Source organism: Methylobacterium sp. Leaf102, from assembly GCF_001422425.1.
In the GTDB taxonomy this organism is placed as follows: Bacteria; Pseudomonadota; Alphaproteobacteria; order Rhizobiales; family Beijerinckiaceae; genus Methylobacterium.
The window spans coordinates 1-17,963 of record NZ_LMMX01000017.1 but is presented as its reverse complement, the minus strand read 5'-3'; the positions used below and the strand labels follow the sequence as shown (position 1 = coordinate 17,963).

The window sequence follows — 17,963 nt, the reverse complement described above, 5'->3', positions numbered from 1 at the left end:
GGCGCGTGCACGGGCAAATTCTCTGGCGAGTCCCTCAGGCAAATCCCTTACCGGGATGGCGCCGGAGGTCGAGGGCCGTCGGTCGCGGGTCCGGCGACGCGGTTCACGGCGGCCTCGGCGGCGAGCCCGATCAGGGCGCCGACCGCCACGTCGGCCGGATAATGCGCCCCGCGCAACACCTGCGCCACCACGATGAGGCCGGCCCCCGCCTGGACCGCGCCGCCCGCCTCCGGACACGCCCGGGCAACGGCGCGCGCCACCGCGACGCTCACCGCCGCATGCCCCGACGGGAAGGATTGCCACGGCCCGTCGTTGGGGCCGAGCCAGCCGCGGGCATAGGTTTTCTCCTCCATCAGGACGTTCGGCCGGGTGCGATGGACGAGGCGCTTGAGGGTGGTCTTCGTCAGGCTCGCCAGGAGGCCCGCCCCGAGCATGTGCCGGCCCGTCGCCGCCAGCCGGGCGTCGCCGCGCGCAGCGCCCACGGCCCAGGTCGCGGCTGAGACCGCGAACAGCACCTCCCAGGCGCCGACTTCGCTCAGGCTCCCGAGGGTGCGGACCGCCCGATGGTCCTTGGCCGTGGCGAGCCCGACGCCGAGGGCGATGTCGGCGGCCTCCCCCGGCAGCAGCCGGGTGTCGCGGGTCCGGGCCGGGGTTCTCTTACGGTCAAGCATGCGTCTCAACGCGGCCGGGGTGCTTCCGTTCGACGGGTCCCTGCGGCGCGTGAGTGCCGGGAGTACCTACGTCCCGTAAGTCCGTGCGTCCCGTAAGTCCCTGCGTCCCGTAAGTCCCTGCGTCACAGGGTGCGGCGCGCGGCGCGCCCTACATGGCCGCGCGACAGGGGGCCGTCCGAAGCGCCCCCGCCAGCGGAAAGCACCGGACCCATCATGCAGCCCGATACCATGCAGCCCGGCACCAATCCCGACCCGCGCGAAGCCGGCCCCCGGCCGCCGTTTCCCGGCGACCAGCAGCAGGAGCGCCCCGGCCTCACCACGAAGATGGACCCGACGCCCGACCACGGCGAGACGAGCTACGTCGGCAAGGGCCTCCTCACCGACCGGGTCGCCCTCATCACCGGCGGCGATTCCGGCATCGGCCGCGCGGTCGCCATCGCGTATGCCCGGGAGGGCGCCGACGTCGCCATCGCCTACCTGCCCGTCGAGCAGTCCGACGCCGAGGACACCGCCGCCTGGGTGCGCAAGTCCGGCCGCCGCGCGATCCTCGTCCCGGGCGACCTGCGCGATCCCGCCTATTGCCGTGCCCTCGTCGCCCGGACGGTCGCGGAGTACGGCCGCCTCGACATCCTGGTGAACAACGCCGCCGCCCAGGTGGTCAACGAAGGTCTGGACGATCTGACGGAGGCCGACATCGAGGGCTCGTTCCGGGCCAACGTGTTCGCGATGATGTACCTCGCCCAGGCCGCCGTGCCGCACATGAAGCCGGGCGGCGCCATCGTGAATTCCACGAGCCAGCAGGCCAAGGTCGCCACGAAGTCGATGCTGATCTACGCGGCCACCAAGGGCGCCATCGCCAGCCTGACCATCGGCCTGTCGAACCTCCTCGCGCCCCAGGGCATCCGGGTGAACTGCGTCGCCCCCGGCCCGGTCTGGACGCCGATCCAGCCCATCGTGAAGGGGCCGGACGAGATCGCGTCGCTCGGTGCCGACACGCCGCTCGGCCGCGCCGGCCAGCCGGCCGAACTCGCCCCCGCCTACGTGCTCCTCGCCTCCCGCGAGGGCAGCTACATGAGCGGTGCCCTCGTGCCGGTGACGGGTGGCGTGCCGATGTACTGACCGCCCGGTGCGCGGACCGGCGCAGCCCGTGGTGTGACGGAGCGCGCCACCGTTCCATTCGGCCCTGCGCCGTTCCACGCCGCAGGGGCCGGAACGGCATGCGCCGGTCCGTGCCGGGGAGCCTTCCCTGTCACTATCGCGAGAAAACGCCCGATCCGAACGGTCGAGGTGTCCCGGTGCCTTGGAGTTGACATCGTCCAATGGCCGAGCGGTGCCCGAACCGGCTCGTCGGAGCCCAAGGTCGTTTTAGGAGTTGTCGAATGTCGAGACGCGGGTACATGACGTTTTCCGGTGCGGCCTGCGCCGTCGCCCTCCTTGGTTTTGTCGGTCAAGCCCAGGCGGCGACCTGCGGAAACTCGGCGTCCGGCTTCGAATCCTGGAAGCGCGAATTCGCCGACGAAGCCCGGGGCCGCGCCAGCGCGGAAAGTCTCGCGGCGCTGATGGGAACATCCTACTCCACGGCGACCATCTCGGCCGATCGCGGCCAGAAGAGCTTCAAGCTCAGCCTCGACCAGTTCCTGGCCAAGCGCGGCGGCCCCGCCATCGTCTCCCGCGGCCGCGCCCTCAAGCAGCAGAACGCGGCCCTGTTCGCCTCCATCGAGCAGCGCTACGGCGTGCCCGCCGGTCCGCTCCTGGCGATCTGGGGCATGGAGACGGGGTTCGGTGCGGTCCGGGGAAACATCAACACCCTGTCGGCCGTGGCGACCCTCGCCTACGATTGCCGCCGCTCGGCCTTCTTCACCGATCAGCTCAACGCCGCCCTCACCCTCGTCGATCGCGGCATCCTCACGGCCGGTACCCGGGGGGCCGCCCATGGCGAGGTCGGCCACACTCAGTTCCTGCCGAAAAGCGTTCTCAACTACGGTACGGGCGGTAGCCTCGACAGCATCCCCAACGCCTTGAACGCAACGGCGAATTTCCTCAAGGCGCATGGTTGGCAGCGCGGCGCCGGCTATCAGCCGGGCGAGCCGAACTTCGCGGCGATCCAAGGCTGGAACGCCGCCACCGTCTACCAGAAGGCCATCGCTCTGCTCGGCAGCCGCATCGACGGTCAGTGATCGCGCATCCCGGGCTTCCCGCTGGGAAGCCCGGAGTCCGCCCGCTTAGACCGGGTTCGGGTTCCACCCGATGGATCGGCGCAGGAAGTTTATGCCGAGCGCCATGAAGGTGGCGGCCTGGGTGCTGTCGTTGCCGTAGCCGTGGCCGCCGGCGGCGGGCTCGTAGAACGCGGCACCGTAGCCGAGGGCCTGGAGCTTTGCCGCCATCTTGCGGGCGTGCCCCGGATGGACCCGGTCGTCCCGCCGGCTCGTGGCGATGAGGATCGGCGGGTAGGGCTCTCCGGCGCGTGCCGCATGATAGGCCGAGATGCCTTGGAGGAACGACCAGTCCGCGGGATAGTCGGGGTCGCCGTACTCCGCGATCCAGCTCGCGCCGGCGAGCAGCTTGGTGTAGCGGCGCATGTCGATGAGCGGGATGGTACAGAACAGGGCACCGAAGCGCTCGGGGTAGCGCGTCAGCATGTTGGCGATGAGGAGGCCGCCGTTCGATCCCCCCTCGGCGGCGATGCGGTGGGGCCGGGTGACGCCGCGCGCGACGAGATCAGCAGCGACGGCGGCGAAATCGTCATGGGCCAGCGCCTTGCCGTCGCGCCGGCCCGCTTCATGCCACGCAGTCCCGAATTCACCGCCACCGCGGATGTTCGCGCTCACGCAGGTACCGCCCGGCTCGAGCCACAGCTTCCCCATAACCGCCTGATAGGTCGGCAGAATCGAGACCTTGAAGCCGCCGTAGGCCGTCAGGTGAACGGGCGCATCCCCCGTCTCGCCCACCGGTCCGGTCTGGACGTAGGGGATTCGGGTTCCGTCGGCCGAGATCGCCTCGTGCCGCGTCACCCGCAGTCCGGCGGCATCGAAGGTCGCCGGCGTCGTGCGCAGAACGGTCGGGGTCGACAAGGCAGGTGGGATCGCCAGAAGGGTCGGCGGCGTCACCGGGTCCTGCATCAGGGCGCTCAGTTCGCCGTCCGCATCGTCCGGATCGGCGTCGAGGGGCCACACCGAGACGGTTCCGATGGCGGGCACGCCGGGTATGGGCCTTTCGGTCCAACCCGCGGCGCTTCGCTCGCAGACGCTGAAGCGGGGGCTCAGATTATCGAGTGCGCCGATGACGAGGCGGTCCCCGGACCAGAACACATCCTGCAGGGCGCGCCGTTCACTCGGCTCCCACAGCACGGTGAAGTCGCGCGCTCCGGCGAGAAAGTCGGACAGGGCGATGGCCAGGACCGTATCGGGTCCATAGGTCCGCCCGCCGACGCTCCAGGCCGTGCGGGGCTGCACGGCGAGCCCATCATGATGCAGGTGAATCTCGGCGTCCGATGGAATATCGAGGCGGATCTCGACGCCTTCGCGGTCGGCCAGGTGGAGAAAACCATCGAAGAAGCCGGTACGCTCGGCGATGACGATGCGCTCGCCCGCCGGCGGTCGCTCGACGTCGGCCCACACACCCATGTTCTCCGGTGCGGTCTCGAAAAGAATGCGCGCGGCAAGCGGGTCCGTGCCGCGCGCCCACAGGCGGACGGTCCGGGGGTAGCCCGCACGGGTCGCCATGCCGTCGCCCAGGGCACTCGACAGCAGCAGCGTGTCTCGGTCGAGCCACGTCGCACCGCCCTTGGCTTCGGGGAGAATGAACCCATCCGCGACGAAGGACCGCTCGATGAGGTCGAATTCGCGCAGGACCGTCGCGTCGCCACCGCCCCGACTGAGTTTCAACAGCACCCGGTCGCGCGACACGGGAAGAAGGTCGGCACCGGCCCAGACCCAATCTTCGCCCTCGCTGGCCGCCAGGGTGTCGAGATCGAGGACGACATCCCATTCCGGGGTCCCGGCGCGGTAGCCGCTCTCGTCCGCGCGGCGCCACAGGCCACGCGGATGCTCGGCGTCCTTCCAGAAATTGTAGAGCTGCTCACCGCGCCGGCGCACCATCGCGATACGATCGGGGCGGTCCATCAGATCTCGCGCCGTGTCGCGGTCTCGGGCGAAGGAGGCGTCGGCGTAGAGTGCCAGAGTCTCGGCGTTCCGGGTCTCCACCCAGGCCAACGCGTTCTCGCCATCCACCTCCTCGAGCCAAAGGTAGGGATCGTCGTCCGGATATTCGCGGGTCGGGCGTGGATCGGGCAACGGAGCAGTGTTCTTCGTCATGGCCGAGAAGGTAAGCCAACTCGCTCGCCGAGACACGACCCCGGACCTCGAATTTCCGCCCAGCGTCGGACAGTCGCGCACGCTCTCCGCAGGGGGACTTTTCGCCAGAAGCCGGGATCAAACCGCTGGGGTGCAGCGAGGGGTCGCGGGTGCGCTCGCTTGAAGCGGCGCTGTAAGAGGCGATGTCGATGCGATGTTGCACGTCTCCCTCGATCCACCGACCACCCTTTTCTGCCTACACTTCTTAGGCGGCTCCTCGCGCGAATGGGGAGAGATGACCGCAAGCCTCGGCGAGGCCGCGACGTGCATCCCGTTCGACCTCCCAGGCTTCGGCGACGCCTCTAGCGTCTCCGGCACATCCGTGGAGGCCATGGCCGACCACATCGCCGGGCGGATCTCCGAGTTCTTGCCGGCGCGCTGGTGGATCGCCGGCCATAGCATGGGCGCCAAGGTGGCTCTCGCCCTGGCGCGCCGGGCGGAGGACGGAGACGATCGTCTGGCGGGCCTTAGCGGCCTCATACTTCTGGCAGGCTCACCGCCGAGTCCCGAGCCGATGTCCGACGAGAAGCGGCAGGCGATGATCGCCTGGATTTCTGCGGATGAGCGTACGCGGCAGGCCGAGGCGGGCGACTTCATCGACCAGAACGTCGGCGCCCCGTTGAAGGCCTCGGACCGGGCACAAGCGGTGGCGGATGTGCTGCGTGCCGATCCCGGGGCTTGGACGGCTTGGCTCGAAGCGGGGAGCCGCGAGGACTGGTGTGCCTGCATCGGTGTTCTACGAACGCCTGCTCTGGTTCTGAGCGGCTCGGAGGACAGCGATCTCGGAGCGGCCGCACAGATCTGCCTGATGATTCCCCATCTCGCCGACGCTCGGCACGTCGTACTTCAGGGGGCCGGGCACCTGCTGCCCCTAGAACGGCCGCATGCCGTGGCGGATCTGATCCGCAAGGAGATGGTCCGTCCTGTCGAGGCCTCGCCTGGCGCAGTGCCTGTGCCCGCCTCCTACGCAGACCTCATCGCGTCGCCGCGCGTCAACAACCGGCTCCGGGAAGCTCTCGTAGCACGGGCCGAGCCCGACGATCCGGCCTACCGTCCAGAGGTGCTGAATGCCCTCGAACTCGCAAGTCTGCGCGCGATCGTCGATCGTGTGCTGCCGCAAGACGGGCGGACCGCCATGGATATCGGTGCTCGCATCGAGGCACGTCTGGCGTCGGGCTCGGGCGACGGCTGGCGCTTCGCCGCATTGCCGGCCGACCCGAAGGCATACGCGGCCGCCCTACGGACCATCGATGCGGCGGCTTACGCTGCTCATGCCGTCGGTTTCCTCGCCCTTCCGGGTTCGGTGCAGGATTCGCTGGTGGCAGCCGTTGCCGATGCGCAGCTGCCGATCGTCGGCAGTGAGCTCGATGCCGCACAAATGAAGCTGTGGTTCGAAGATCTGCGTGGCGACGTGGTGCGCACCTACCTCGCTCATCCCGCGTCCCTGGCGCGTCTGGGTTTCGGCGGCATCGGCGCCGGTGGAGACGACGCCGCGCGTCTTCCCGGTTTCGTGGAATTCGGGATCGATGCCCGCGAATCCTGGGAACCCGTGGCCCAGGCGGGAGAGGCTCGATGAATCTCGATTCCATGCGCCGCTACGCCCTCGACGATGCTGTCGATGCCGTTGTGATCGGGACCGGCGCCGGCGGAGCCCCCCTCCTCGCCAGACTGGCCGCGGCGGGCCTGAAGGTGGTCGCCCTGGAGGCGGGGCCGAACTTCGATCCGTCCCTGTTCGCTTTCGACGAAACCCTGGCCGACGAGATCTATTGGACGGACGAACGACTGAGCGGCGGCTCCACGCCTGAGGCGTTCGGGGCCAACAACAGCGGTACCGGGGTCGGAGGCTCGACCTTGCATTGGGGGGCGTTCACACCGCGGGCGGACCAGCGTGACCTGAAGCTCTTCACGGAGACCGGAGAGGGCGTCGACTGGCCGCTCGACTACGAGGATCTGCGTCCGTTCTACGAGCGGGTTGAGAGCTTCATCGGAGTTTCGGGACCGCAGGCCTACCCGTGGGATTCAGAGCGGCGCTACCCGCTGGGTCCGGTTCCACGCAATGGTCCGGCCGGAATCATGGCTCGGGCCTGCGAGGGGTTGGGCATTCGCGCCACGGATGCGCCGGCGGCCGTGGTGTCGAGGGACTTCGCCCAGGAGGGCGGGGGGACCCGAAACGCCTGTATCAATTGCGGCTTCTGCCACCAGGGCTGCCGCAACGGCGCCAAGACCAGCATGGACGTGACCTACCTGCCCCTGGCCGTTGCGCACGGTGCCGAGATCCGTTCCCTGTGCCGCGTCCATGGAACGGAGCACGATGGGATGGGACGCATCACGGCCGTGACGTACCGCAAGGATGGAACGGACCATCGGCAACGATGCGCCGCGGTGTTTCTGTGTGCGGGTGCCGTGGAGAGCCCCCGACTCCTACTGCATCTCGGCCTCGCCAACGGCAGCGGTCAGGTCGGGCGCAACTACATGGGGCACGTCGCGACCCAGGTCTGGGGCACCTTCGACGGCGAGGTCCGGATGAACCGGGGCTATCCGTCCTCCCTCATCAGCGAGGACATGGTGCGGCCAGCGGATGCCGATTTCGCGGGCGGCTACCTCATGCAGAGCCTCGGTGTCCTGCCGCTGACCTTCGGCAATTCCGTGGCGCGGGGCCGCGGTCTCTGGGGTCGGGCCCTGACCGACTACCTCGGCCGCTACAACCACTTCGCGGGGATCGGGATCAACGGCGAGACCCTGCCGTGCGATGCCAATGTGCTCACTTTGTCGGGTGAGGTCGACGCGTTCGGGGTGCCGAAGGCGCAGATCAGCTTCGGTTACGGCACCAACGAGCACCGTCTCAACGCCCATGCCACCCGGACCATGAAGGCGATCTGGGAAGCGGCCGGGGCCAGCGACATCTGGGTCCTGGAGCGGGTGGCCCACACCCTCGGCACCTGCCGCATGGGCCGGGACGGCGACACGGCCGTCGTGGATCCGTTCGGGCGCAGCTTCGAGGTGCCGAACCTCTGGATCAGCGACGGGTCGACCTTTCCGAGTTCGCTCGCGGCGAACCCGGCCCTGACCATCATGGCGCTGAGCCTGCGTACGGCCGAGGCGTTCCTCAAGGGCCGCTAGGGTGCCTCCAACCCCACCGCGACGGGCCGTGGCGGCTGGGTGGTGACGCGGCGGTTGGCGATCCGGGTCAGCGCCCGGATCGGCACCAGCGCAAGGCGGGCGAGTCGAGTGTGGTGCGCCAGTTCGAACGGCCCCAGCGGCCGGTAGACGAGGCGCGGACTCACCCGCTCGGCCTCGGCCACGGCGAGGCCGGGAAGCGGCAGGGCGGCGATGCGGACGGCATCCGTCTCTGAAATCTTGAGGAAGCGCGCCCAACCCCGCGTCCCCTCAAGGCGTCCCTCGCCGTGCAGCCGCCGGAGGTGCCGTCGGCACAGGTAGCGGAACACCGCGCGCGGCACCGCCTCGAGGCGGGCGTCACACAGGCTCTCGGGCTTCTCGCAGCGGGCCCGAATGGTGTCGGCGACGCCGCCGGGCGCCCGGCCGACGAGGCGGCCGGACACGGTCACCACCACCTCGGGGGCATGCCGCACGTGGTAGCCCTGCCGCAGCAGGGCGGCGACGAAGGCACCGTCCTCGCCGAGCGCGATGGCGGGCATGCCGCCCACGGCCACGTAGGCGTCCCGGGTCACCGCCAGGGTGGCCCCGATGGTCGTACGGTGGCACGGCCAAGGGTCGTGGGGATCGGGGTCGATCCGCGCCTCGATCTCCGTCAAGACGGCGCTGTAGGCATCCTCCAGGCGGCCGCGTTCATGCAGGGAGGGCGGCAGCAACGCGGCCTCGTCGGCATCGAGTTCGATCCGCCCCGCGACCGCATCGGCTCCGGCCCGTAATGCGGCGAGATTGCGCAGGACCCAATCCGGCGGGACTCGACTGTCGGCATCCGTGGACAGAATGGCGCCGCCGGATGCCGCCCCGATCCAATCGACGGCGGCGTTCATGGCTTCGCGTCGGGCCCATCCGGCATGGGCTTGCGCATACGTGACGTGGCTGACCCGCATCGGCAGCGACAGGCTCGGCCGCAGGGCTTCGACGATGGCCTCCGTCCCGTCCGTGCAGTTGTTGAGGAACAGCACGAGTGCGAGGCTGCCGGGTGCGAGTCCCGTTTGAGCGTCGATGGCCCGCAGGCAAGCCTCGATCCGTTCGGCCTCGTTGCGGACTGGAATCGCGATGACGGTGTTGGGAACGGCAGACGGCACGACGAGTCTCCTGGCGGCCGGCGTTCGACGGCGCGGCAGAACGCGTCCCTAGCAGGTCGGCGAAGCGGAACAATGGCGACGCTTGTGGGCGGATGACGTTCGTCGCCCCGTCCTGCGCCGCCGATGCGAAACGACGTCGGCCCGGTTCGTCAGGACCTTCGAAGGCCTTTCAGAACGGATCCTCCGACGCCACCCGTACCGCCGCGACCTCGGCGTGAGAGGGTGCGCGCAGGACAGTCAGGTCATCGTCGCGCCAGATCGCCGAAACGTGGCCGAGGCGGGCGAAGGCGTCGAGCCAGCCGTCCATGGGCCAAAGGCCGTGGCGGGCATGGAAGCGACGGGCGTTGCGGACGATGCTGTCGAAGTGCTGGAGGGGCGGGTCGCAGGCGAGGTGGTGCTGGTGATAGGCCTGGCCGCGCGCCGTCAGCAGCACCGGCACCCCGGCGGCAGCGGCGCGGAAAGCGAGGTCGGTGTCCTCCGCGCCGTAGCCGTCGAAGGCCTCGTCGAATCCCCCGAGGCGGTCGAAGGTGGCCGTACGCACCCCGAAGGCGAGGGACCAGAACAGGCCTGGATTGTTCGTCGGTTCCCGCCCCGCCTCGGGAAACACCCGGACCGGATGCCGTTGTCCGGCCGCATGCAGGCTGGCCGGTGTCCAGCTGTCCGTGACCGCCCCGAATGGGAGGTAGCGGACTTCGCAGCAGATCAAACCATCGGCCTCGGCCAGATCGGCGTCGAGGCTCTCGACGAGATCCGGGGACGGGATGCAATCGACGTCGAGGTAGACGAGATGATCGCCCGACGCGACCCGCCGTCCGGCGTTGCGGGCGCGCGCCAGGGGGAGCCCGTCGGCGCCGAGGACGATGCGGCGGACGGGAAACCCGTAATCCGGCAGGGGAGGGGGCTCCGCCCCCATCTCCACCACCACGCATTCGGCAGGCGGCGTTCCGCGCGTCAGGCCTTCGAGGAGGCGGGCGAGATGGGCATCCCGGCCCTTGTTCAAGGTGACGACGCTGGCGCTCACGATGGGGATGCCTCGGAGACCACCGGACCCATTCGCAGAAAGATCTCGTGCGGTCCCGCGAAATTGGCCAGCATGTCGGGCGCGAGGCGAAACCCCGTGGGATCGTCGGCGATAAGGTCCGTGGTCTGCGAGCGGTGGGCGGCCACCGCCCTGGCCTTCGCCGGGAGATGCGCGGCGATGTCGAGGCGGTAGCCCTCGGGGGGGTCGCCCACCTCGGTCTCCGGCGGCAGGGTGAACCCCCAGACCGGATAGGCATAGGCCGGCAGGGCCGGCCGCTGGACCTGGGCCAGGGCGACGATGGCAGCCGAGGCTTTGTGGTCGCAATGCGGATCGTGACCCCAGGTGACGAACAGGGCGCCGGCGTTGCAAGATGCGGCGTCATCCAAAATCGCGGCGGCGGCGGCCTCCGCCTCCGGGCCGGCACTCGGCGCATGCGCATCGGGCAGACGCAGGAAGCGCACATATTCCGGGGCGAGGCCGAGTTCGGCCACGGCCTTGCGGGTCTCGTCCTCGCGCAGCGTCCGGAGACGCTCGGGCGGATACATGGCGGAGTGGGTGTGCGAGCCGCACCCGTCGGTGACGACGACGAGACACACGGCGCGGCCGAGGCGGCAGGCCTCCGCGATGAGTCCGCCGCATCCGAGGCTCTCGTCGTCGGGATGGGGAGCGACCACCACCAGTCCCTTCTGCGAGCCCGCATCTCCCAGAATGGTGCCGAGGGAGGCGACGGGCAGGCGCCCGGCGGCGGCGAGGAACGCTTCGAGGTTCATGTGGTCCTCGTGGATCGGTGGGAGACGGGCTTCGGCATCACCGATGTGGTCGGGGAGATCAAGCCGCCGCGGCCTACTTCACGGCCTCGATGGCCTCGCGCCCGGCTTCCATGTCCGAGGCGGTCGCCTCGGGCGCGTCCTGCACCCTCGGCGCGACCGCCGTGCGGCACAGGGAGATCAGGATCGGGAAATGGTCCGAGCCGATATACGGCAGCCGCTCCAGGCGTCCGAGAAGGAAATCGTCGCTGAAGAAGATGTGGTCGAGGGGCCAGCGCAGCAGGGGCCATTTGGCGTTGAAGGTCGGGTACAGGCCCCGTCCGATCCGCGGATCGAGGAGGCCGCTGATCTTCTGGAACAGGGTGGTGGTACGCGACCAGGCGACGTCGTTGAGGTCGCCGGCCACCACTGCCGGCCCGTCCAAATCCCGCACCTCGCGGGCGACCATGACAAGCTCGGCGTCCCGCGGAGCGGAGCTGTGACCCGGATGGGGCGGGCGCGGGTGCACGCCGAACAGGGTGAAGCGCTCGCCGGACGGGAGGACCACGACGGTGCGGATCGACGGCACGTCGTCTTGGAGCAGGAACCGCACCTGCGGGTTTTCGAGCGGGAGCTTGGCGTAGAACAACAGCCCGTAGGTGTTGGGCTGAGGCTGCTCGATGACGCTCGGATAGCGCGCTCTGAGGGAAATGAGCGCGTCACGCCAGCGCGCATCGGTCTCCAGGACGAGCAGGAGGTCGGGATCGTGCCGGTCCACGAGGCGCAGCAGGCTCTGGTGATCGGTGTTGTCCTGCAGGACGTTGGCGACCAGAAGCGAGACCTCGGCGTCGCGGCGGCAGGTCGCCGCCGTCGCGGCCACGGCCTGTGGTGCGTGCAGGGGCGTGAACGGGAAGATCCGGTAGGTCTGGTAGGCGAAGCAGGCGAGGAGGGCGGCGAACAGGGCCAACCCGGTTCTGTCACGGTCAAAGATAAGGAGCAGGATGAGGATCGGGACGCTGGCCACCGCCACCTGAAGGCGCGGGAAGTCGAAGGTCCGGATGAAACCTGCGTCGCTGCGGATGAACGGGATGAGGGTGGAAGCCACGAGGAACCAGCCGGCTCCCTTGAGAGCCCATATCCAAGCCGATCCCGCCACGCCCGCGCCTCCGCAACTCCAGACCGGTCAAGGCCAAGTCCGACCAAACGCCGCGAGCGTGGCGATGGTGCCGATGGGCGATGGGAATTCTTCGTCGGGGCGTCGATTCAGGAAACCGCATCCATGGCATCGAGCAGCTCGGTTGCGAGGGCACCCGGCATGGTGATTCGACGGGCGTCGCCGGCAGGGTCTCCGAACGCGAAGCCCGTCGGCTGCGCCCGGACATGGCCGATACCCGCTTGCAGAATGCGAATGAAGCCAGTGGGCGACAGCATCACGCCGACGCGTGTTCCGGCAGGGCTGAACGCTGTATTGTGCAGAGCCGATCCGGCCTCGCCGACGACGTGGGTCGCTCCGGCGAACAGGGCTACCTGTCGATCGAGGGGAAGGGATTCGGGGTGGACCAACGTGTAGCCGCGCCGCACGGCCATGGCTTCGATCTCGGCGGCGTTGCTCAACGACGACCCCTCACCGGTTCGGGTCCGGCTGACGTAGAGGCGCTGAGGTCCCGCTCCGGGCGCAGCGGGGAACAGATTCCAAGCCAAGTTGACCCAGGGCGAGACCGCGCTGCGCCAGCGCAGGAAGCCCGGCACGTAGACGTCTTCTGCGAGGAGGGTCTCGCGGCCCTTGTCGTGCCAGATGACGCGATCGGGACCGATTCCCGCGTTTCGCAGCATGCCCGCGACCCATGGCGCGACATCGGCATCGAGGATGATCCGCACCCGCATGGGCGCTGAAAGAGCCATGATTAGTCGTGGCCAGAGGTCCAGGAGCCAATGTCCCCAAACCGCTTCACCGCCCTGTGAGAGGAGGATGCAGGGTTCGTCGATGACACGCACCCGCGCAGGCGGCGCGATGCGGGCCATCGTTCCGTCGAGTTGGAGGAACCCGGCGTTGAACGGATAGTCGAAGCGTCCGAGTTCGTGGAATCCATAGCGGTCGAGTTCGATCAACGTGCCGTCGCGGACAAGGAGTCCCTTGCCGAAGATGAGCGTACCGCCCCCCATGCGGTACAGCCGGATGGGGGGGACCGAGGCGGTGTGGAGGTCATACGTCGCGCGGTCGCCAGATCCGAGCCAGCACAGCGGTTGCACTACCTGATCGTACGGTGCGGCGAACTCGTGGAATTGGATACCGATGGCCGGGCCGGCGCAGAGTTCGCCGACGGTTCCCACCGCCGCCGCGACCCCGTCGAGTGGGCACCGCGCGACGGTTCGGGGCTGGAGCGGGGATGTCACGCGCGTCGTCCGTTCGAATATGGCGCCACGCCTGGGCCGACGGACTTCGGCGCGCTGGACTGCGGATCAAGCCTGTCGGCGAAATCTCCGATCAGGCGTGCGGCCCGCGTCAGGGCGTCGGGCTGGTCGAGAGACGTCATGAGCGCCGGATCGAGTGCCAGACCAGCCCGAACCAAGGCCGGCCAATCCCCGGGGGGCGGCCAGTCCGCCCGATGAATCGCAGCCCCATGCGCCTGAAGCGCCCGCGCGGTGGCGGCCTGCTCGTCGAACGCACGAGGCTCGGGAATGCAGACGAAGCGCTTGCCCCGTGCCACGACACCCGAGACGACGCCATCGCCACCGGTCCCGATGACCAGGGCCGCGCTGTCGAGGTACGGTCCGATATCTGGGATCCATCCGTGCAGACGGAGGTTCTCCGGGCACTCACCGCCCTCGTCGGTGACCGGGCCGACCACCTGCCACTGGCGCTCCGGCACCGCGCGGGCTGCGGCGGCGAGATCGGCGAACGATCCACCCGCTCCACCGCGCCCGTAGACGACGACGATCGAGCCGTCTTCCCCGATGGGATCCGCTTTCGGAGCGGCGCTCAAATAGCCGATATACGCGGTCTTGGATCGGACCCATTCGGGGTTCGCTGCACCGTCGAGCGCTCGAGGAAAGAACGCGAGCAGGCGTTCGGCACTGCGAAACGCCTCGAGATGGGGCGGGTCCGTGCGGTCGCCGGGCAGCCGCACCACCAGGGTCGGCACCGAGAGAAGTCTGGAGAACAAGGCCACTTCCGCAGAGACGTCGACGATCATCAGAACAGGATCGGCCGACGCGACCCAAGCGGCAATCCGGGCCATGCGGTCGCGGAGTCCATCGACGCCTAACGGCGCGTAATGCAGGGCCATGGGCCGGGTCGCCGCATTGTCGCGACCGTCGAAGCCAGCGGCGATGCGATCGTCGGGCAGATCGACGAACGAGTCGACCCCGGGGTCGGCCCCGTCGAACGTCCCAAGCAGGGTACAGGGCCGGGCGAGGGTCCGCGCGATGAGGCGCGCCCGCGTTGCGTGGCCCGCGCCCTGGTGGTGGACGTAATAGCCGATGGGCCGCCGGTTCATGCGGCCGGCGCTATCGCCGCTCCGTCGGCCCGTTGCGCACCAAGTTCTCGCTGAAGCGTTTCGAGGTCGGCGAGAACGTCGTCGAGCGGCTGCGCCTCAGGCTCCGGGCCGGGCTCGCCGATCCGCGCATCGAGTCGCTCGACGAACGCGATGGCGTTGGGGCACGGTTCGGCCGCGATCTCGGCGGCCGTCGCGTCGATGGTGCCTTCCGCAATGCCGAGCCGGCGCAGGGCAGCGGGCCAGTCGGGGCCGGTCTCCCAGGCGAGGCGCCAGTCGCGGCGGCGCTCGATGAGCGCGCGCCAATGGGCGGCGGGCGGCAACCGGTAGCTTCCCTGGCCTTCGGCGATCCGGGCACGACGGAGCATTTCCGTCGCCATGCCGCCCTCGACGCGCCCGGTGGCACGATCGGACACCCCGATCGACACGGCTGGGCAGTGGCGCACCCTCCCGCCGACGCGGCGGACGCGGCTGACGAGTGCGTTGTCTTCACCACAGGCGATGGCTGGTAGCCCGCCGACGGATTCGTACAGATCGACGCGCAGGGCGAGGCTCGCCGCGACATGGTCGCCGTGGCGCGGCGCGGGGTCGTGCGACGGCGGATCGAGGATGTCCTCCAGGGCCCGCACCCCGCTCCAGTAGCGCTCGATCCGGGCATGGAGATCGCTCAGGGCCGGATCGGGTCGTTCGATTTCCGGATCGATCACCAGGCGACCACCGACGAGGTCGGCGCCGTCCAGGGCCCGCAGGTTGGCGAGCGCCCAGTCGGTCGGGGCCACCGCATCCGCATCGGTGCTTAGGAGAACGCCGTCTTCGACACCTTCCTCGCGCAGCCAGACGACACCGGCTTCCAACGCCATGCGCCGGGCGGTGCCGACATGCGCGTCGGGGGGCGCGATCCGTGCCTCGACGACCCGCAACCGCAGGTTCGCGCAGCTACCCTCGCGTGCGATGGCCGACAGAATCGGTACGGTGTCGTCGGTGCAGTTGTTGGCGAGAATCACGGCCCGCAACGGCGCATCGGGACCGGCCCCGGCCTGGGCGTCGAGGGACCGGATCAGCCGAGGCAGGGTGCCGGCCTCGTTGCGGGCGGGCACGCAAACGACGGCCCGCGCGAGGGCCCCGTGATCGCGCATCACCGGCTCAAGCCTCGCCGAGCGCGCGGGCGTGCAGGACCGTCGGCGCGGCGTGACGCATCTCCGCACGGTAGAGCGTCTCGTAGCGATCCGTCATCACGTTGGCATCGAAGAGGTGCTCGGCCCGGCGACGGCACGCAAGACGTTCAAGCCCGACAGCCTCGGAGACCGCCCGGCCGAGGTCGGCGACGTCGTCGGCACGTGCCAGCACGCCGCAGGACGCGTCGAGGATATCCGGAATCGCACCGCGCCCGAAGGCCGCCACGGGCGTGCCGCATGCCAGCGATTCCGCCACCACCAGGCCGAACGGCTCCTCCCAGCGGGGACTGCACAGGGTGACGTGGGCCTCTCCGACCCGCCGGGCGAGGTCGGCATGCGAAAGGTGTCCGAGATAGGTCACGTCCGCTCCGAGGCGCGGAGCGATCATGCTGTCCCAGTAGGCCGGGTCACTCTGCGGTCCCGCGAAGACGAGAGGCAGGCCGGCAGCGCGCGCGGCATCGATGGCGAGATGCGGCCCCTTCTCGGGCACGATGCGTCCGGTCCAGATGGCGTGCGGCAGGCCCGCCGGTTGGGCATTGAATGCGAAGGCTTCGAGATCGATACCGTTGCCGATCACGAGCGGGCGCGGAAGCACAGTGCACCACTCCTCGGCCAGGGATTTGGAAACGGCGGCGAACGTCATGTCATGCGCGCGCGCGACCACGCCCTGCACGAAGGGCTCGAAGGGCGGCGTGTGCAGCGCCGTGACCATGGGCGCCGCGACCTCGTGGGCACGCAGCAACGGCAGGGGATGCAGACTGTTGTTGTGGACGATATCGAAGCCGCCTTTTGCGACCGCATCCATGATGCGGTCGTAGGCGTGACCCTCGAGGAGGTCGATTCGAGCCGAGGACGCCTCGTCGAAGGCGCTGCCCGTTGGCGCACAGACAGCCACGAGGCCGAGATCCGCCTGCGAGCCCTCGGAGGCAAAGAGCGTCACGTGGTGTCCGCGCGCCCGCAAGGCACTTGCGAGAAAATGCGTATGCATCTCCAAGCCGCCCGAGAAGGGCTGGGCGATGGGGTACTTGAGATGCGCGATGATCGCGATCTTGACGGGATTCGCGACATCCCGGCTCGAAGAAGGTGCGAACCCTGCGTGAAGCGAGGGCTTTGCTAAGGTTCGGCCGAGCACGGAGCTTTTCGGCTGAGTAGCGCCAAGTTGCCGGCGAATGGGATCGAGACCGGTCGCGGATCCGATCAAAGTGTCAAACGAGTGCTTGGAGGTCGCTGCAGTCACGTTGGCGATCCGGTCCGCTGGAATCCGAGTAGGTGAGCCTTATCCATAGTTTGTCTGAACGATCCCTGACTTCGGATCAGCCCCGGTAGGCGGACACGCTGGACTCCCGTCCGCAAGGGGACTGATCCAAGGTGCTTCTTCGGACGGACGTACGATGGCGGACACCAATGGCGAACGTCCCATTCAAAAATTTGAATTTGGGTAAAAGGGCATATGCGGCAGGTTCCGCCACCGAAAACCGCGCTTCTCCGTATCCCCTGCGGTCAAGCCATCCTCCAATGACTGGCGGATACTGCAGTGCACCACGAAAATCCACTTCTTCTCAGAACTTCCTCAGGAACCAGTCACACAGCACGACGTTTCAGCTTCACAAGAAACGTTTCGGAGGAACACATGCTACGTTCGACCAAGCTCGCTGGCGCTGCCGCTCTCCTGATGCTGTCGTCCACCGCAGTCTTCGCGGCGCCGTGCGCCACTGGCACGGCCGGCAAATCCGCCGCCTCGGAGAAAAGCTCGAAGGTCGATGGCGCCAGCACCGGCAACGTTAGCCCGGGCGCAAAGGCCGAGTCCCCCGGAACGGTTGGGGCGATGAACAACGCCGGTTCGAACACGGCCACGTCACCGAGCGATGTCGCCAAGCAGGCCGAGGGCAAGCCCACGGCGGCTCAGCAAGGCAACGATTGCTGATCGAGCAATCGAAGTTCGTCCAGCCTGGATGAAGATTCGAACGGCAGGTGGGGGCGCTACGGTTCAAGCCGTGGCGCCCCCGTTTTGCGTTTCCGTAACCGCGAGTTTGTTGGATGAATTGCGCGGGCGGCGCCCGACCCTGACCGTTCTAAATACCCATCGAGAGGGCGTCAGAGGGCCTTTGGCTGGGGTGTCGTTGATCTGTCGCGAAAATCGCATCGTTCGGTCATTTGGCCGTTGACGGTTGGGCTATGGGCCCGTAGAAGCCTGTTCATCGGCGGCGGCCAGCGGGACTTTGGTCTTGGCGGCGGCGCCGGTCATCTT

Annotated in this window: 15 protein-coding genes; 5 read left to right on the top strand and 10 right to left on the bottom strand. The window is 68.8% G+C overall.

The genetic code is table 11. From position 1 onward, the window contains the following. Positions 1-47: 47 nt before the first annotated feature. Positions 48-671, bottom strand: coding sequence for a phosphatase PAP2 family protein (locus tag ASF27_RS11015; protein WP_056360054.1), 624 nt, complete (start codon positions 669-671; stop codon positions 48-50). 213 nt (positions 672-884) lie between these two features. Here ASF27_RS11015 and ASF27_RS11010 point away from each other — a divergent pair, with 213 nt between their 5' ends. Together ASF27_RS11010 and ASF27_RS11005 are read left to right on the top strand one after the other, a co-directional pair. Further along, positions 885-1,790 (top strand): SDR family oxidoreductase, encoded by a 906-nt coding sequence (locus tag ASF27_RS11010; RefSeq protein ID WP_274533781.1) that lies wholly within the window; start codon positions 885-887, stop codon positions 1,788-1,790. A gap of 260 nt (positions 1,791-2,050) precedes the next feature. Further along, a complete protein-coding gene (locus ASF27_RS11005) occupies positions 2,051-2,848 on the top strand; it encodes a lytic transglycosylase domain-containing protein (RefSeq protein ID WP_082479005.1) in 798 nt (265 codons plus the stop codon). 45 nt (positions 2,849-2,893) lie between these two features. On the opposite strand, the gene ASF27_RS11000 is transcribed toward ASF27_RS11005, so the two are convergent. Continuing rightward, positions 2,894-4,984, bottom strand: a complete 2,091-nt coding sequence (locus ASF27_RS11000; RefSeq protein ID WP_056360053.1) for a prolyl oligopeptidase family serine peptidase — start codon at positions 4,982-4,984, stop codon at positions 2,894-2,896. 193 nt (positions 4,985-5,177) lie between these two features. Here ASF27_RS11000 and ASF27_RS10995 point away from each other — a divergent pair, with 193 nt between their 5' ends. After that, positions 5,178-6,599, top strand: a complete 1,422-nt coding sequence (locus ASF27_RS10995; protein ID WP_056360050.1) for an alpha/beta hydrolase — start codon at positions 5,178-5,180, stop codon at positions 6,597-6,599. Beyond that, positions 6,596-8,143: a GMC family oxidoreductase gene (locus ASF27_RS10990; protein ID WP_056360047.1), complete on the top strand. Its 1,548-nt coding sequence runs from the start codon at positions 6,596-6,598 to the stop codon at positions 8,141-8,143. The genes ASF27_RS10995 and ASF27_RS10990 overlap by 4 nt, the downstream gene beginning before the upstream one ends. Here ASF27_RS10990 and ASF27_RS10985 read toward each other — a convergent pair. The 8 genes from ASF27_RS10985 to ASF27_RS10950 form a co-directional block, all read right to left on the bottom strand. Continuing rightward, positions 8,140-9,279 carry a glycosyltransferase gene (locus ASF27_RS10985; protein WP_056360045.1) on the bottom strand — a complete coding sequence of 380 codons (1,140 nt, stop codon included), beginning with the start codon at positions 9,277-9,279 and terminating at the stop codon, positions 8,140-8,142. The two genes, ASF27_RS10990 and ASF27_RS10985, sit on opposite strands and share 4 nt — an antisense overlap. Before the next feature lie 169 nt (positions 9,280-9,448). Then, positions 9,449-10,303 (bottom strand): galactosyltransferase-related protein, encoded by an 855-nt coding sequence (locus ASF27_RS10980; RefSeq protein ID WP_056360086.1) that lies wholly within the window; start codon positions 10,301-10,303, stop codon positions 9,449-9,451. Further along, entirely contained in the window at positions 10,297-11,070 is a 774-nt protein-coding gene (locus tag ASF27_RS10975) for a PIG-L deacetylase family protein (protein ID WP_056360043.1), read from the bottom strand. Before ASF27_RS10975 ends, ASF27_RS10980 begins: the two co-directional genes overlap by 7 nt. 73 nt (positions 11,071-11,143) lie before the next feature. Continuing rightward, positions 11,144-12,151: an endonuclease/exonuclease/phosphatase family protein gene (locus ASF27_RS10970; RefSeq protein ID WP_244480980.1), complete on the bottom strand. Its 1,008-nt coding sequence runs from the start codon at positions 12,149-12,151 to the stop codon at positions 11,144-11,146. A gap of 158 nt (positions 12,152-12,309) precedes the next feature. Beyond that, positions 12,310-13,440: a glycosyltransferase 61 family protein gene (locus ASF27_RS10965; protein WP_056360036.1), complete on the bottom strand. Its 1,131-nt coding sequence runs from the start codon at positions 13,438-13,440 to the stop codon at positions 12,310-12,312. Continuing rightward, on the bottom strand, positions 13,437-14,543 hold the full coding sequence (locus ASF27_RS10960; protein WP_056360033.1) for a glycosyltransferase: 1,107 nt from the start codon (positions 14,541-14,543) through the stop codon (positions 13,437-13,439). The genes ASF27_RS10965 and ASF27_RS10960 overlap by 4 nt, the downstream gene beginning before the upstream one ends. Further along, positions 14,540-15,676 (bottom strand): glycosyltransferase, encoded by a 1,137-nt coding sequence (locus tag ASF27_RS10955; protein WP_056360030.1) that lies wholly within the window; start codon positions 15,674-15,676, stop codon positions 14,540-14,542. The genes ASF27_RS10960 and ASF27_RS10955 overlap by 4 nt, the downstream gene beginning before the upstream one ends. A 7-nt stretch (positions 15,677-15,683) precedes the next feature. Next, positions 15,684-16,763, bottom strand: coding sequence for a glycosyltransferase family 4 protein (locus tag ASF27_RS10950; RefSeq protein WP_056360082.1), 1,080 nt, complete (start codon positions 16,761-16,763; stop codon positions 15,684-15,686). Positions 16,764-17,387: 624 nt separating this feature from the next. Here ASF27_RS10950 and ASF27_RS10945 point away from each other — a divergent pair. Then, positions 17,388-17,639: a hypothetical protein gene (locus tag ASF27_RS10945; RefSeq protein WP_244480978.1), complete on the top strand. Its 252-nt coding sequence runs from the start codon at positions 17,388-17,390 to the stop codon at positions 17,637-17,639. The last annotated feature ends 324 nt before the right edge of the window (positions 17,640-17,963 follow it).